The sequence below is a fragment of the Undibacterium sp. Di24W genome (genome assembly GCF_049340325.1).
In the GTDB taxonomy this organism is placed as follows: domain Bacteria; phylum Pseudomonadota; class Gammaproteobacteria; order Burkholderiales; family Burkholderiaceae_D; genus Undibacterium.
Genome location: NZ_JBMPOP010000004.1, coordinates 92,220 through 106,528, shown reverse-complemented (window position 1 = coordinate 106,528; position 14,309 = coordinate 92,220). Strand labels below are relative to the sequence as shown.

Sequence of the window (14,309 nt, the reverse complement as noted above, 5' to 3'; positions counted from 1 at the left end):
CTTTAGTTTAATTGCTGGCCTTAAAACCCAATTTACGCATGATGATTTCCATCAAACACCATTTAGTGAGACCACTTTGTAAAATATTTGCGCCCACAAAAGCGGTGAATGCGAGCCACCATTGATTCATAAAAATTGGGCTGGCAGGAAGACCTAATGCCAGACTCAATAAAATAAAAGTGCCCGCTACTACGCGTACCATTTGCCATGAAGTCATGATGTTTCTCCTTGAAAATAAAGATAAGATTGAAAATAGGATTTAAAACGTTAACAAGATCGAGCTACGCAGCATCCGTCGCCACTTCATATTTTTTGCGATATGCCATGAAGTACAACAAAGGAATGACAATCAGCGTCAACAACGTAGAAACAAAAATACCGAATATCAATGAGATCGCTAATCCATTAAATATCGGATCGTCGAGAATAAAGAACGCTCCCATCATGGCTGCCAAACCTGTTAATGCAATTGGTTGCGCTCGGGTAATCGCTGAACTAACAACGGCGTGCTTAAATGCCATCCCTGTCGCCACTTGGACATGAATGAAGTCAACTAACAAGATAGAATTACGCACGATAATTCCCGCCAAAGCGATCATGCCTATCATGCTAGTGGCTGTGTATTGAGCACCCAACAATGCATGTCCAGGCATCACGCCTATGATGGTCAGAGGAATAGGCGCCATGATAATCAACGGCGTTAAGTAGGAGCCAAACTGCGCGACGACCAGCAGATAAATCAAAACCAAACCTACCGCGTAGGCGGCCCCCATATCACGGAAGGTTTCATAAGTGATTTGCCATTCGCCATCCCATTTCAAACTAAAACCACGATAGGGATCTTGTGGTGCACTAATAAAAAATTCGTTCAATTTACCACCACCAGGCGTGACGATTTTGGCGATCTCGCTGCGCATAGCAAACATACCGTACAGAGGACTATCAACTTTGCCTGCCATGTCAGCAACGACATAGTTCACCGGCAAGCCATCTTTGTGATAAAGCGGTTGCTCGCGTAAGGTATCAGTCACTGTCACCAATTCACGAATCGGCACGATGCCACCTTGCGCATTTTTTACGCCGAGCGACAGTAAAGTATCAAGATTCCCTTGCTCAGACAGCGGCAATCTTAGATTGGCAGACACCGGATATTTACTTTCATCGCGCAGGTAGGTGCTTGCATCACCAGCTAATCCGGTGCGCAGCGTCATCACAATATTTGCCTGAGAAATCCCTAGTTGTGCCGCTTTGCGTCTGTCAATAATGAGCAATTTACGCGGTGCGAAAATGATGCTGCTATCGTCGACATCAACAATGCCTTCTGACTTTTCAAACACGGCGCGCACTTGTTTGGCGACTTGACGGCGTTCCAGATCGCCAGGGCCATACACTTCGGCGACGATAGGCGCTAGTACTGGTGGGCCCGGCGGCACTTCAACGATTTTTACGTTGGCTTCTGGGTCAATCTTTTTCGCCAGTGCTTGCAATTGCGGACGTACACGACTTGCAATGACATGACTCTTATCTGAGCGATGGTGCTTATCGACGAGATTAACTTGAATGTCCCCTACTTCACCACCTGCACGCAAATAGTATTGACGCACCAAGCCGTTAAAATTAATTGGCGCAGCAGTGCCCGCATAAGCTTGATAGTCAGTGACTTCGGGTACGGTCTGCAAATAAATACCGAGTTCGTGCAAGACCGCCGCCGTCTTTTCAACGGGCGTACCCGCTGGCATATCCACGATCACCTGGAACTCCGACTTATTATCGAAAGGCAACATCTTTAATTGCACCAAGCCGAGTACTGGTAATGCGATAGATGAAGCAATCAAAGCAGCAACACCAAGCCACAGTTTTTTGCGATTTTTGCCGCCAGACTTCTCGTCCAAAAATGGCTTGAATATGCGCTGAAAATACGGTGCTAATTTACCGGCTGTACCATCGCCTGAATAATGCCCTTCTTTCATCCATATGCGCGCCAACCAAGGCGTCACCACAAAAGCAATCGCCAATGACAACAACATACCCATGCTGGCATTAATGGGGATAGGACTCATATAAGGTCCCATCAAGCCACTAACAAATGCCATCGGCAACAAGGCTGCAATGACTGTAAGCGTCGCCAGTATCGTGGGGCCGCCGACTTCATCGACCGCGCCGGGAATAATTTCCGCCAGTGTTTTATGTGGAAACAGGGCTTGATGACGGTGTATGTTCTCGACCACGACAATCGCATCGTCCACCAATATTCCTATAGAGAATATCAATGCAAACAAAGAGACACGATTGAGTGTAAAACCCCAAGCCCAAGAGGCAAACAAAGTCACTGTCAGGGTTAATATCACTGCAGTACCAACGATCGCCGCTTCGCGACGACCCAGTGCGATAAACACCAACGCGACCACCGATAGCGTGGCAAACAAGAGTTTCTGGATGAGTTTCTTGGCTTTATCGTCGGCAGTCTGTCCATAATTACGCGTTACATTGACTTCAACCTCCGCCGGGATTACCGTATTTTTCAATAACTCAACTCGCGCGATGACGGCATCTGCGACATCAATGGCATTTTGTCCTGGCTTTTTAGTCACAGCGATGGTGACCGCTGGATACTCTCCAGCGTTTGTTTTTGCCGTACCTGCTATCCCATGCCAGACGTATTTGCTTGCTTGCAAAGCACCATCTTCTATTGTCGCCACATCTTGTAAGAATATCGGACGCTTATTTTTGACTGCGACCACCAGTTCACCGACGCTACGCGCGTCATTCAAAAAGGGACCTGCTTCGATGGCGACATTGCGATTACCTGAACTCAGTTCACCAGCGGGCATGCTGAGATTTGCTGCTTGTAGTGTACCTTGCAGATCCATCACGGTGAGGCCGTTAGCAGCCAATTTGGTCGGATCTAAGGCGATGTTAATTGCTCTACCCGGCCCACCTATCGTGCTGATTTCACGTGTACCTTTAACACGCTTTAAATCGGCTTCCACGCTGTGCGCCACCGCCTCTAATGTGGACGCGCCCGTATCAGCAGCTTTGCTCCACATCGTCAATGAAACGATAGGCACATCATCAATTCCTTTGGGTTTGATGATGGGCTCTAAGGTACCCAAATTCGCTGGCAGCCAGTCGCGATTACTATGCACCGTGTCATAGAGTCTGACTAAAGCCTCGGTGCGAGGCACTCCAACTTGAAACTGCACTGTAATAATCGCTAGCCCCGGACGTGCTACCGACATCACATGTTCAACGTTGGCAATTTGCCCCAAGACCTGTTCAGCGGGAATTAAGACAGCTTGCTCCACCTCTTTCACTGAGGCGCCAGGAAAAGGAATCAGAACATTTGCCATCGTCACATTGATCTGCGGCTCTTCTTCACGCGGTGTGACCATTACCGCAAAAAGGCCGAGTAAAAAGGCGACCAATGCAATCAAAGGCGTCAATTGCGCCGATTGAAAAAATTTTGCAATTCGGCCTGAAACACCCATAGCTTGTGTATCCGTGGACATGCGCGCTCCTTATTTTGTGGTCGACAGACTTGCCGCTAATGGATCAACAGCAACCAATTCACCTTTGCTAACGCCGCTTAAAATCTCTTGCTCAGAACCCGATATCGGCCCAGGCTTAATTTGCCTTAACACAGCTTTACCCTGCGCATTGACCACATAAACGGCGTACAACTCAGAACGGCGAAAGACGGCAGAACGTGGTACGTACAGACGACTATCATCACCTGCGACGATATTTGTTTTGGTTTTAATTAGCGTGCTTGTGTCCAAACTCAAACTAATTCTTGCGAACATCCCTGGCTGTACCGCCTTCAAACCTGCAGGCAGATCTAGGCGTAGTTGAACCGTGTGAGTTGATGCATCAGACAGCGGCAACACAGTGACTGATTTGGCAGCGATATAGCGCGATTCCACTGGCAAAGAAGGAATCTCTATCGTCAATCCTTGTGCTAGCTTTAATGCTGCGATCTTGGCTTGCGGCACTGTAAAAATGACGCGCAACGCGCTTGGATCATATACCGTCATAATCGGACGCCCAGGCATCGCCATGTCACCAATCGCGGAGGGCATGTCCGATACGATACCGTTATAGGGGGCCGAGATGGAATAGAAACCAGATTGAGTTTGTACCGCACTAGTCTGAGCAATTTGTACATTCGCCTGAGCCGCAGCGGACTTAAATTGAGCCTGCGCCCGATCTAACTGCGCCTGACTAATGTAGTTTTTTTCAAATAGTAGTTTTTGACGTTCATAGTCTTTTTCTGCTACTGCCAAGTTGGCTCGTGCCGCGTCAACCTGCGCTTTACTTGCTGCCACATCTTGCTGTGCGGAGCGAGCGTCGAGTCTCACCAATAACTGCCCTGCCTTAATGACGTCACCAGCCTGTACTGGAAGCTGCACAATGGCGCCAGATACTTGCGGTGAAATCACGGTATTACGCACTGCTTCTACGACGCCATCAGCACTAATTTGCGTATCGTTGCTCGCGGCGCGCACTGGCACTGTCATCAATGTTTTTGGTGTCTGCGCCCATGTCATACCTATTCCCGAGAATATCGCAATGTAAATTACGAGGATCAAAGGTTTTAATAAAAGTTTCGGCATTTTCAGTGCTCCGTAGGACAAAAAAAGAAGAAATAGATTTGTTTGCTTTTGATCAGATAGAATAATATACTTATTTGCGTAAATGCGCAAATAAGAAATTAAAAAAACTTTCCAACGGAAATTCTCTTTTAAAACGATACCTTTATGACACCAAATACAGAGCCCTATGCTTCCATCGAAGGCTTGTCAGAATCTGCGATCTTTCATGTCGCGCAGTACTTTTCTGCGCTGTCTGAACCAAGTCGATTACGAATACTGAATCACTTACGTGATGGGGAAAAGAAAGTGGGAGACCTAGCTGCAATCTGTGCGTGCTCGCAAGCGAATGTTTCGCGCCATTTATCAATTCTAGCCAAAAGCGGCCTAGTCACAAGAAAAGGTCGCGGCTCATTTGTCTATTATCAAATCGCCGACCCAACTACTTATCAATTATGTGAATTAGTTTGTCGCAAGCTCGCACTGCAGCTACAAATACAAATAGACTCATTTGATGGTGTAACAATTGGGACAGATGATAGCTTGTAATTTAAATGCATGAAGTACTCGTTTGAACGGAACTTAGTTTCTCAGCGATGTGCGCCCCTGGACTTGACAACAAGTTATATCCGCACCAAAAAGCGCTCGTTTTAAATTTTGCCTGGTACAGGCGTTAGAGTATAAAATCGGCATCATTCTGAAAACTAAGCTAAGCAAGAAGAAAGAAATTGGCAAACATCTGTACGAAGTAGTGGATGATTGCGTACATCACTAAAGGAATAGAGATACTTAATGCGCGTTGTTCAATGTTTGTTTATCTTGATTGTTTGTAGCCTCGCCTCGTTTTGCGAGGCCGCCCTCGTTCTTCGAACCGCAGCACAAGAATCATCTGAACCTAAATTTCTAAATTTAGGCAAACCTGGCGGGTCGGCTGTCGGTGGCATCTGTGTCGATATTTTCAGACAGATAGAAAAAATCAATCCTGAAATACGTTTTGTCGGCGACCAAATTTGGATGCCGCGCGCGCGAATTGACGCTTATGCCAAAGCAGGCAATATTGATGTCATTTGTGGTTTGCAAAAAATTTCCCGTAATACCGTCTTATATGATTTGTTAGACACGCAATTGTTCTCAGTTGACTACTTATTGGCAGTTCGTGCCGACGACAAAATAAATATAGAGAGTTGGGATGACATTCGACGTTTGGGTGATGACGGGATCATTTTAGCTTTACGCGGCTTTGGTATCGTTGACATATTACAAGGTGTCGGTGGTTTGACGATTGACGCTGGTGGCACTTCTTCTGCGTCGAATTTAAGAAAGTTATTAATGGGGCGTGGCCGTTTCTATTGCCATCGTTCACCCGGTATCAAACAAGCGATACGCAGTGCTGGAATGCAAGATCAAATACGCTTAATAAGCAAGCCCGTTCACACAGAAAAATTCTTTATGGGTATTAGAAAAAATTTACCCACGGAGCAGGTAAAGAAAATCAATGAGGTGCTAATACTTTTGGAAAAGAGTGGTGAACTAAAAAAAGTATTCGACAAATACAAGGAGTAAAGGAGTCCCTCCCTGCTTTGCAATCCAAGAAAAAAGCTTCGCTTAGTCGAGTTAGACTGAGGAAGCTTTTTTCTTACAAGAGGCTGACTAAACCGTGATATCTCATTAATGGAATATCTAGATTGAAGCTTACTTCACGCGCATATCATTCTTTACTTGTGACACGCCTTTTACATTGCGCGCCAGCGAAACTGCTTTATCAATATTGGCGGCATTGGTAACGAAACCGCTCAATTGCACAATGCCCTTAAAAGTCTCCACATTGATTTCGGTTGATTTCAATGTGGGTTCGTTCAAGATTTCTGCTTTTACTTTGGTGGTAATCCAAGAGTCGTCAATGTATTCGCCTGTACTTTCTTGTTTTTTTGTTGCGGCACAACCCGCCAAACCGACCAAGGAGCAAGCAAATAATACGGCAAGAATTTTTTGTGACATTTTCATAGTTACTTTCTAAGAGTTAAGACGAGTAATCAAATTACTTGAAGGTGCTTCCCGTCCAAAAATTGACGAATGTTCACAAGCCTATTTGTAGGCTCATTGATAAGCGAGCAAACTTATTTTCCAAATTTCTTCTTCGCACTACTAACGCATGTATCTTTAGCGGTGCCAGTCATCGCGTCACATTTTTCAATGGCGACTTTATACTCCGCATTTTTTTTATCTTCAGCTTCATCAGTACGCGCCTCGCTGACTTTTTTGTCGGCTTTTGCTGTTGCAACGGCGGCGACTTTGTTTGATTTAGCTTTTTTAATACAAACGTCTTTCTCATTGCCTACCATTGCCATACATTTTGCTTTATCCACTTCGTAATCAGCATCGGCGATTTTCTTTATAGCACTCGTGCGAGCGCTTAACGTATTGTGAAAATTAGCTTGTGCATTTTCTTCAGTATGTACGCGAGCTGATTTAGCTTCAGCAACGCAGACATCCTTGGCGTTATCAATCATGGACGTGCATTTTGCAGAGGCGATTTTGTAATCCGCTTCTGCTTTTATTTTTGCATCCTTCAATATTGTCGCGGCGTCAGGGTCTGCAGCAAAGACACTCATGCTCATACTGATAGATGCCGCACAAATCATAGAAGCGAGTAAGATTTTTTTCATTTTTTACTTTCATTAGTAGAGATTAGTAAACCGCAACAAGCGATTCGAAAAGAGCCAGCCATTTGTTTCGGTTGGTCTGTCAGAGTTATTCGACTGTATTGTTATACCTGTCACAAAAAGAGACTTCCGTTCGTTGTCGAACATAAGCTTTATGATCTCAGCATCAAGGCCAGATATTCGTAGAAAAATAGAATCGTGGGTGTGCGTCAACGTACAGAAATCTCAATTTTTATTTTGTATGGTGAGCTTCTTTACTAGGAGTCATTATGAAAAACATCGTTTCAATATCGCTGGTCGCCTGTATCGCCGCACTAAGTGCATGTGCTAGTAATACGCCCTATCAAACATCAACACCCTACAACAATGCTTATGCTCAGCACGGTTCCTTTGGCACTGTTGAATCTATACAGTGGGTAGGAAATGATCGTCCTAGTAGCGGCGCGGGTGCCGTGGTCGGCGGCATTATCGGCGCAATCGTCGGCAATCAAGTGGGTGGTGGCACGGGACGGGCTGTTGCGACAGTCGCTGGTGGCATAGGCGGTGCCGTGATTGGCAATAACGTTGAAAAAAACCGTCAAGACAACTACTACCAAATCAATATTCGTATGGATGATGGCGGGTATCAGGTGGTCCATCAAGCGGATATCGGTAATCTGCGGAGCGGGGACCGGATTCGGATTGCGGATGGACACGCATACAGAAACTAAGTTTCATATCTAGTCTTCAACGCAGAACTTCAGCGGTCTCACGTTTTTTCGGTGAGCGCGGCTGTGGTGCATTGCACTGTATTTATTCTCTAAAAATGCTCAACAATAAAAAGGAAATATCATGTTGTATACCCTTGGTGTCGTTCTTATCGTGCTTTGGCTTTTAGGCTTCGTTAGTGCTTATACGCTGGGCGGTTTTATTCATATCTTACTGGTCATTGCATTAATTGTTTTATTGATTGGATTCATTAGTGGGCGGCGTCGCCTGTAGATCCCCTTCACTCTTTTAGGTTTCGGTCGAACCAGCCAGCAACTGTTCAAGTACTTCGATGCGGTGTCGCCGTGGCGTCGTGATGGCATAAAAGCGTTCTTGTAGTGCTGTCGACTGACCCACGGCGACGAGAATGCCGGCTCGCAGCTCATCCTGAACCACCACCTCGGGTAACAAAGTCAACCAGCCACTGTCGCGAGCAATCAGACGTAGCATCGCCATGTCATCCACCTCGGCTCGTAGTCTAGGGCTAATACCTGCGGTTGCGCAAAGTGCGTCAAACTGAGCGCGCAAAGCATGACGTGGGCCTGGGAGTGCGATGTCCAAACCATCGAGATCTTCTGGAATCCGTAGACTTTGTGATGCCCACTTGCTCGCCGGACCTACCAGCGAGATCAACTGGCTACCCAAAAAACGGCAATGCAATGGGCGATCAGGATCAGTCGGCACGGTCTCATTTGCTAATACCACGTCCAACTGATGCTGTACCAGTCGCGCAAGTAAGCCTTCCAATAGCCCCGACTCTAAAGTCAGAACCACAGCTGGGTTGGTCAATGCTGGTCGAATCCAGTTTTCCTGATAGTTTCGTGACAGTGTGGCCACGCTGCCGACGCGAAGCCTGGCAATCCCGGCTGAGCGGCCTTCCAAGCGTCCCAGCATTTCCTGACCAAGACCGAAGATGTTATCGGCGTAAGCCTGGACAAGTTGTCCCGTGTCAGTCAGCGTAAGTCGCCGACCTTCACGAATAAACAAGTCTTCGCCTATCCGTTCTTCTAATTGGCGAATCTGAGCCGAAACCGCTGATTGCGAGGTGTGCAATTCCTCTGCAGCCCGCGTTAGATGCCCGAGTTTGGCGACTCGCCAAAAATAGAAAAGGTGATGAAAATTAAGTTGACTAAGAATTATCATTCGTTTTTTAACATTAACTTGTTCTGATTAATCTATTTTACAGAAGTTTCTTTAACAAGCATCATCCGCCTAATAAATTTAAACAGGATCATGCGATGGATAATCTTCAAGTGTTGTATTTAACTTGTGCCTTGGCACCAGTTATTTTGATGGCGACGCTGGCAGTAGCAGCTCGACTGAACTCGATCTCGACACCGAGATTATGGCGCCTATTTCAATGGGTTTCGATTGCCGCATTAGTAAGTACAGGCCTATCACTTCCTTTAGTAAGTCAAGGCGCGCAATGGCCTGGGGCAATAACAGCAACGGCTTTGAGCCTGATCATCGCTTTGCTGGTGCAACTATTAGGTGCAGTCATTGGTGCATTTTCCGCGCGTTACTTGATGGGTGAATCCGGTCAACAACGCTATGTCAGCGCCTTGGCCGCTGTATTAGCCAGTGTTCACCTTCTCTTGATGGCAGATCACTGGCTGTTACTCATAGCAGCCTGGGCATCAGTTGGAATAGCGCTGCAGCAATTATTGTGTTTCTACTCGGATCGCCCGTTCGCCCTGCTTGCTGCGCACAAAAAGCGCATTGCTGATCGCTTGGCTGACGTAATGCTAATCGGCGCCGCCGCACTGGCATGGATAGAAGTCGGCAGCGGCTCGCTCTCAGCTTTGTGGTTGCATATCGCGCAGCACGGCATGTCCTTATCCTTGCAATCGAGCGCCGTCTTACTCGTGTTAGCCGTCATACTTCGCACTGCCTTGTTACCGGTGCACGGCTGGCTAATTCAAGTGATGGAAGCGCCGACCCCAGTTTCGGCCTTGTTGCACGCGGGAGTGGTCAATCTAGGCGGTTTTGTCATCATCCGCTTCGCACCGATGTTAGAGCAAGCAACCACGGCCCGTATGTTACTTTTGGTATTTGGTCTGGCGACTGCCGTACTAGCGGGGATGGTAATGTTGACCCGCATCAGCATCAAAGTTCGCCTGGCTTGGTCTACCGTTGCTCAGATGGGGTTCATGCTACTTGAATGTGCGCTCGGCCTCTATACCCTGGCCGCCCTCCATCTTATTGGTCATTCACTCTACAAGGCCCATGCCTTCCTGTCGGCATCGACAGCTGTGAGTCAAACCCGAGCGCAAGTTCTGCGTGGTGCTTCATCACCTATTGTCGCCAGTTTGGTACTTGCACCAGTCCTGACAATTTTCACTGTCCTCTTGGTGCAGACACTGACGGGACAAACATCTTGGCCTTGGTGGTGGAGTCTGATACTTGGCCTTGCCTGGGCACCCATGCTGTGGTTACCTGCGGCGCAATCCGACTGGTCAACACGAACAATACAAGCCTTTTTCGGGTTCTTGATGGTGACTGGTCTGACACTGGCTGCAACTGCCGCTCATGCGCTACCTTTTGGGCTCGAAGACGCCCCTCACCGAGAACTCGGTCTGATCGCACTGATAGGCATGGCTGCCTTGTACTTGTTCCAAGCACTGCTGCAAGGACGACCGCAGTTGCTGACGCATTGGCGTCGTTGGAGTTATGCCGGTTTCTATCTGGACGAGGCCTACACACGTCTTGCCCTGCACATTTGGCCAACTCGCTGGACGCCTAAGGCTATCACGCAGCTTGAGCCCAAATCCGCCACATCGCCGCTCGCTGATGCTGCGCACTAAACTGAAAAACTGGAGAAACTTATGATAGACATACTGACTACAGACACACAGCCGAATACGGCGCAACCCGCTCCAGCCGTTTCCGATCACAAGGCAATGCATCAGCAGATAGAAATTGCGTGCAATCAAGCCTGCTGCACGATTGCTCCAGCGTGGCCGTTAGATCGTGCCATCGCAGTCAATCCACATTGGTCACGCATCAATATGCCGGTACGCCGGGTCGCTGCACGGATGGCTGTTCTGGGTGGCATCCAAGTATTTCCTTCGCGAGATCAGCAGCTGAAAGCGTGGCGTGAAGGTCGCATCAGCGGCACCGATTTAGCACTAGCGTTGCAACAGCTTCCCGAGGCGCAGGATGCTAATCTCAAGCCAGATCAGTGCATAGACGCGCTGCAAGCGAGTGCGCCGCAGGCACAATTACCCTTGCTGATTGATGTGCTCGACAATGATCCCAATCGCCATGCGCGTTTGTCTTGGCGCGATGCCATTACCCATCAGGTAAGTCAAACCTGCGCCGCTTACTTCGATGAACATCAAGCCATCTGGCAACCAGAGCGAACTCAAGGTTTGTACGCTTTTTGGCGGGACACCTTACAACATGACCACGGCATAGGCTTGTTGATGGGTTTGCCTCGTATCGGCAGTGCCGTCGACACCTTGCCCGCCACAGCGATTGAAGCTGAACGTTGGGCCTTGCAACGTCTGGGTCTACCACAAGCAGTATGGACGGACTACCTTGAGTCGGTGCTGCTGACGGTCAATGGATGGGCTTCTTGGTGTGCCTACCTCAATTGGCAGGCTGGTTTGGAGGGCGGCAAGGACGTGCACTTGCGCGAGTTGCTTGCGATTCGTTTAGCATGGGGCGCACTCTTATTAGAGTGCAAGGATGACGCGACCACGAAGCAGGCGTTTGTCGCGCTTCAGCAGGCCTGGAGCCAGGCTCCGTTAGTACTAAAAGAGGCCGAGCAGGCGTTTTTAATCGATGAAGTGTGGCAGTTGGCGCTGGAGCTTGGTTATCAGCGTAACTTGGCACAGCGCTTGTCTTTGGCCAGCAGTCATGGCTTGGTGCCACAAGAAATCGAAGTCCAGGCGGCCTTCTGTATCGACGTGCGCAGCGAACCACTACGTCGCGCTTTGGAGGCCGTGTGGCCGGGCATTCAGACTCTGGGATTTGCTGGATTTTTTGGTCTTCCAGTTGCTTACACGCCACTCTCGACCCAAGCCCGACGGCCGCAGTTACCGGGCTTGCTTCCTGCTTCGATCGAGGTTCGCGATTGTATCGTGAGCACTGACTCATCCCAGCGCGGAGCCGATGCAGCGCTGCAAAATGCCGCAAGTCGTGCACGCCAGAGTCGTTTTGCCATGACGGATCAATGGCAGGCCGCCAGCCGTTGGCCAGGCGCGGCCTTCTCTTTCGTGGAAGCGGCTGGCTTAGGCTATCTTGGCAAACTGGGGAATTGGCTGTTACCGAATAAGCATGAACGTGCCCAAGATGACCTGGAAGGCCTACCAAGTCGCTACCGCAAGATCTGCCGTCCGCAAATGCAGGGCTTGGATCTGGAAGCCAAAGTCGGTCTAGCGGCACGGGTGCTCCATGCCATGGGTTTGGAGCAAAACTTAGCGCCGTTAGTGCTGCTCGTCGGCCATGGAAGTCAATCCGCCAATAACGCCCATGCAGCTGCATTGGATTGTGGTGCCTGCTGCGGCCAAACCGGCGAAGTCAATGCGCGCAGCTTGGCGCAATTGTTGAATGACCCAGCGGTTCGGCAAGGCTTACAAGCGGGAGGCCTTAGCATCCCTGACACTACCGTGTTCGTGGCAGCACTGCACAACACCACTACCGACGAAATCGAAGGATTTGATCTTGATTTGCTGCCGCCTTCAGCTCTCGCTCGCTGGGAACGCCTGCAGACGGTGTTTGGTCAAGCCTGCGATCAGGCGCGCCGCGAACGGGCACCCAGTCTACAACTAGATCCGCGTATGCCACATGATGAACTCTTGAGTCTACTGCGTCGTCGTGCCAACGATGGCGCGCAGACGCGACCTGAATGGGGTCTCGCAGGTAATGCTGCTTTTCTGATCGCACCTAGACACAGAAGCCGCGGCGTTGTGCTGGGCGGACGTAGTTTTCTGCACGATTATGACGCCAGCCAAGATAGCGACGGAAACGTGCTGGAACTGCTGATGACCGCGCCTATGCTAGTTACACATTGGATCAACTGGCAATATCACGCATCTACCTGCGATCCCTTGCGCTTGGGTAGTGGCAACAAGGTGCTGCACAACGTGGTGGGTGGCAAACTCGGCGTCTTCGAAGGCAATGGTGGGGATTTGCGAATAGGTCTGTCTCGCCAGTCGCTGCATGATGGCGAACGTTGGGTACACGAGCCCTTGCGCTTAACTGTAGTCATCGATGCGCCGCAGGCGGCCATTGAAACGGTGATCAACAAGCATGCGGTCGTCAAACAACTGTTAGACAACGGCTGGTTGCACCTCTGGCGCTTCAAATCAGTAGGTTTCGAACGCTATGAGCTAGGAGCATGGTCAGCATTGTCGCTGGAGGTCAAATAATGGCAAAGCCATCTCGCTACTATGGAAATCGGGTAGCCTTATTGACGCAACATGGAAAGGAAGCTGTGATCGCACCAGTACTTGAGCCCGGACTTTCGTGTTCTGTCGAATTGGTGACAGGTTTTGATACGGATCAGCTCGGTACTTTTACCAGAGAGACGGCGCGGTATGGTACCCAACTCGAGGCGGCCAGACGCAAGGCAAGAAAAGGAATGGAGCTCACAGGTGCTTCGCTGGGTATCGCCAGTGAAGGCAGCTTCGGGCCTGATCCCTATACAGGTATGTTTCCTTGGAATGTGGAGTTGTTAGTCTGGATTGATGACAACGAGGACATAGAAGTAGTCGGCATCGCCCAAGGCGCTGCCAATAGCGGTCATATTCTGAGCAAAGATTGGCAGGCAATTGCTGACTTCGCCGAGCAAGTCGGCTTTCCTAGCCACCAACTTGTGTTGCGCCCAGATGGTCAAAACGACACGCGCATTTTTAAGGATATTGACGATTGGATCAAGTTAAAGAACTGCTTTGAAAGCAGTGTCGCACAATCGCGTAATGGCAGCGTTTTTGCCGAAGTAGATTTGCGTGCCTTCGCTAATCCTAGTCGCATGAAACGCATCGAGCAGGCTGCAAGCGATTTGCTGCAACGTCTACAATCGACCTGCCCTACCTGTGATGCACCTGGCTTTTGGGTTAGTGAACGGAAACCGGGACTGCCCTGCGCCACTTGTCGCTTGCCCACGTCGAGCTTTCTCAGCGAAGTCTGGACTTGCGTGCGTTGTGAGCATCAGCACAGCGCTGTGAGGACCGATAGATCAACGGCTGACCCTACACATTGCGCCCACTGCAATCCTTAACCCCTCAGGAGGTTAAAGTTAGTAGCTATACCTTAGATACAGATTTGCAAGAGTCATGCTGCGTTTATGTGCTGAAACGTACAG

13 protein-coding genes are annotated in these 14,309 nt (G+C 49.1%); 7 read left to right on the top strand and 6 right to left on the bottom strand.

The window, feature by feature from the left end; translation table 11 throughout:
* Positions 1–7 precede the first annotated feature (7 nt).
* The 3 genes from ACO0KZ_RS09655 to ACO0KZ_RS09645 form a co-directional block, all read right to left on the bottom strand.
* On the bottom strand, positions 8–217 hold the full coding sequence (locus tag ACO0KZ_RS09655) for a YgaP family membrane protein (protein ID WP_422994959.1): 210 nt from the start codon (positions 215–217) through the stop codon (positions 8–10).
* 64 nt (positions 218–281) lie between these two features.
* The gene (locus ACO0KZ_RS09650) at positions 282–3,509 is read right to left on the bottom strand and encodes an efflux RND transporter permease subunit (RefSeq protein WP_422994958.1); all 3,228 of its coding nucleotides are present in this window, start codon (positions 3,507–3,509) and stop codon (positions 282–284) included.
* Between the two features lie 9 nt (positions 3,510–3,518).
* On the bottom strand, positions 3,519–4,613 hold the full coding sequence (locus ACO0KZ_RS09645) for an efflux RND transporter periplasmic adaptor subunit (RefSeq protein ID WP_422994957.1): 1,095 nt from the start codon (positions 4,611–4,613) through the stop codon (positions 3,519–3,521).
* 144 nt (positions 4,614–4,757) lie between these two features.
* Here ACO0KZ_RS09645 and ACO0KZ_RS09640 point away from each other — a divergent pair, with 144 nt between their 5' ends.
* Both ACO0KZ_RS09640 and ACO0KZ_RS09635 read left to right on the top strand, forming a co-directional pair.
* Complete coding sequence (locus ACO0KZ_RS09640) at positions 4,758–5,138, top strand: ArsR/SmtB family transcription factor (protein ID WP_422994956.1); 381 nt, start codon at positions 4,758–4,760, stop codon at positions 5,136–5,138.
* A gap of 243 nt (positions 5,139–5,381) precedes the next feature.
* Entirely contained in the window at positions 5,382–6,152 is a 771-nt protein-coding gene (locus tag ACO0KZ_RS09635) for a substrate-binding periplasmic protein (protein ID WP_422994955.1), read from the top strand.
* Positions 6,153–6,281: 129 nt separating this feature from the next.
* Here the strand turns inward: ACO0KZ_RS09635 and ACO0KZ_RS09630 are convergent, their stop codons facing one another.
* Together ACO0KZ_RS09630 and ACO0KZ_RS09625 are read right to left on the bottom strand one after the other, a co-directional pair.
* Complete coding sequence (locus tag ACO0KZ_RS09630) at positions 6,282–6,593, bottom strand: BON domain-containing protein (RefSeq protein WP_422994954.1); 312 nt, start codon at positions 6,591–6,593, stop codon at positions 6,282–6,284.
* A gap of 113 nt (positions 6,594–6,706) precedes the next feature.
* Positions 6,707–7,099 carry a hypothetical protein gene (locus ACO0KZ_RS09625; protein ID WP_422994953.1) on the bottom strand — a complete coding sequence of 131 codons (393 nt, stop codon included), beginning with the start codon at positions 7,097–7,099 and terminating at the stop codon, positions 6,707–6,709.
* A gap of 422 nt (positions 7,100–7,521) precedes the next feature.
* On the opposite strand from ACO0KZ_RS09625, the gene ACO0KZ_RS09620 reads away from it, so the two are divergent.
* Positions 7,522–7,962, top strand: a complete 441-nt coding sequence (locus ACO0KZ_RS09620) for a glycine zipper 2TM domain-containing protein (RefSeq protein WP_422994952.1) — start codon at positions 7,522–7,524, stop codon at positions 7,960–7,962.
* Between the two features lie 121 nt (positions 7,963–8,083).
* Positions 8,084–8,233 (top strand): lmo0937 family membrane protein, encoded by a 150-nt coding sequence (locus ACO0KZ_RS09615; RefSeq protein ID WP_422994951.1) that lies wholly within the window; start codon positions 8,084–8,086, stop codon positions 8,231–8,233.
* A 15-nt stretch (positions 8,234–8,248) separates the two neighbouring features.
* On the opposite strand, the gene ACO0KZ_RS09610 is transcribed toward ACO0KZ_RS09615, so the two are convergent.
* Positions 8,249–9,139, bottom strand: coding sequence for a LysR family transcriptional regulator (locus ACO0KZ_RS09610; RefSeq protein WP_422995291.1), 891 nt, complete (start codon positions 9,137–9,139; stop codon positions 8,249–8,251).
* Positions 9,140–9,237: 98 nt separating this feature from the next.
* On the opposite strand from ACO0KZ_RS09610, the gene ACO0KZ_RS09605 reads away from it, so the two are divergent.
* From ACO0KZ_RS09605 to ACO0KZ_RS09595, 3 genes are read left to right on the top strand one after another with little or no spacing between them, the layout of a single operon-like run.
* Positions 9,238–10,803, top strand: a complete 1,566-nt coding sequence (locus ACO0KZ_RS09605) for an NADH-quinone oxidoreductase subunit L (protein WP_422994950.1) — start codon at positions 9,238–9,240, stop codon at positions 10,801–10,803.
* Positions 10,804–10,824: 21 nt separating this feature from the next.
* Positions 10,825–13,374 (top strand): YbcC family protein, encoded by a 2,550-nt coding sequence (locus tag ACO0KZ_RS09600; RefSeq protein WP_422994949.1) that lies wholly within the window; start codon positions 10,825–10,827, stop codon positions 13,372–13,374.
* Complete coding sequence (locus ACO0KZ_RS09595; protein WP_422994948.1) at positions 13,374–14,225, top strand: DUF6671 family protein; 852 nt, start codon at positions 13,374–13,376, stop codon at positions 14,223–14,225. Before ACO0KZ_RS09600 ends, ACO0KZ_RS09595 begins: the two co-directional genes overlap by 1 nt.
* The last annotated feature ends 84 nt before the right edge of the window (positions 14,226–14,309 follow it).

What these genes read in the sequence shown, in the direction of transcription:
- ACO0KZ_RS09655 (WP_422994959.1), bottom strand. Translation starts at nt 217, where the DNA reads ATGACTTCATGGCAAATGGTACGCGTAGTAGCGGGCACTTTTATTTTA.
- ACO0KZ_RS09650 (WP_422994958.1), bottom strand. Translation starts at nt 3,509, where the DNA reads ATGTCCACGGATACACAAGCTATGGGTGTTTCAGGCCGAATTGCAAAA.
- ACO0KZ_RS09645 (WP_422994957.1), bottom strand. Translation starts at nt 4,613, where the DNA reads ATGCCGAAACTTTTATTAAAACCTTTGATCCTCGTAATTTACATTGCG.
- ACO0KZ_RS09640 (WP_422994956.1), top strand. Translation starts at nt 4,758, where the DNA reads ATGACACCAAATACAGAGCCCTATGCTTCCATCGAAGGCTTGTCAGAA.
- ACO0KZ_RS09635 (WP_422994955.1), top strand. Translation starts at nt 5,382, where the DNA reads ATGCGCGTTGTTCAATGTTTGTTTATCTTGATTGTTTGTAGCCTCGCC.
- ACO0KZ_RS09630 (WP_422994954.1), bottom strand. Translation starts at nt 6,593, where the DNA reads ATGAAAATGTCACAAAAAATTCTTGCCGTATTATTTGCTTGCTCCTTG.
- ACO0KZ_RS09625 (WP_422994953.1), bottom strand. Translation starts at nt 7,099, where the DNA reads ATGATTGATAACGCCAAGGATGTCTGCGTTGCTGAAGCTAAATCAGCT.
- ACO0KZ_RS09620 (WP_422994952.1), top strand. Translation starts at nt 7,522, where the DNA reads ATGAAAAACATCGTTTCAATATCGCTGGTCGCCTGTATCGCCGCACTA.
- ACO0KZ_RS09615 (WP_422994951.1), top strand. Translation starts at nt 8,084, where the DNA reads ATGTTGTATACCCTTGGTGTCGTTCTTATCGTGCTTTGGCTTTTAGGC.
- ACO0KZ_RS09605 (WP_422994950.1), top strand. Translation starts at nt 9,238, where the DNA reads ATGGATAATCTTCAAGTGTTGTATTTAACTTGTGCCTTGGCACCAGTT.
- ACO0KZ_RS09600 (WP_422994949.1), top strand. Translation starts at nt 10,825, where the DNA reads ATGATAGACATACTGACTACAGACACACAGCCGAATACGGCGCAACCC.
- ACO0KZ_RS09595 (WP_422994948.1), top strand. Translation starts at nt 13,374, where the DNA reads ATGGCAAAGCCATCTCGCTACTATGGAAATCGGGTAGCCTTATTGACG.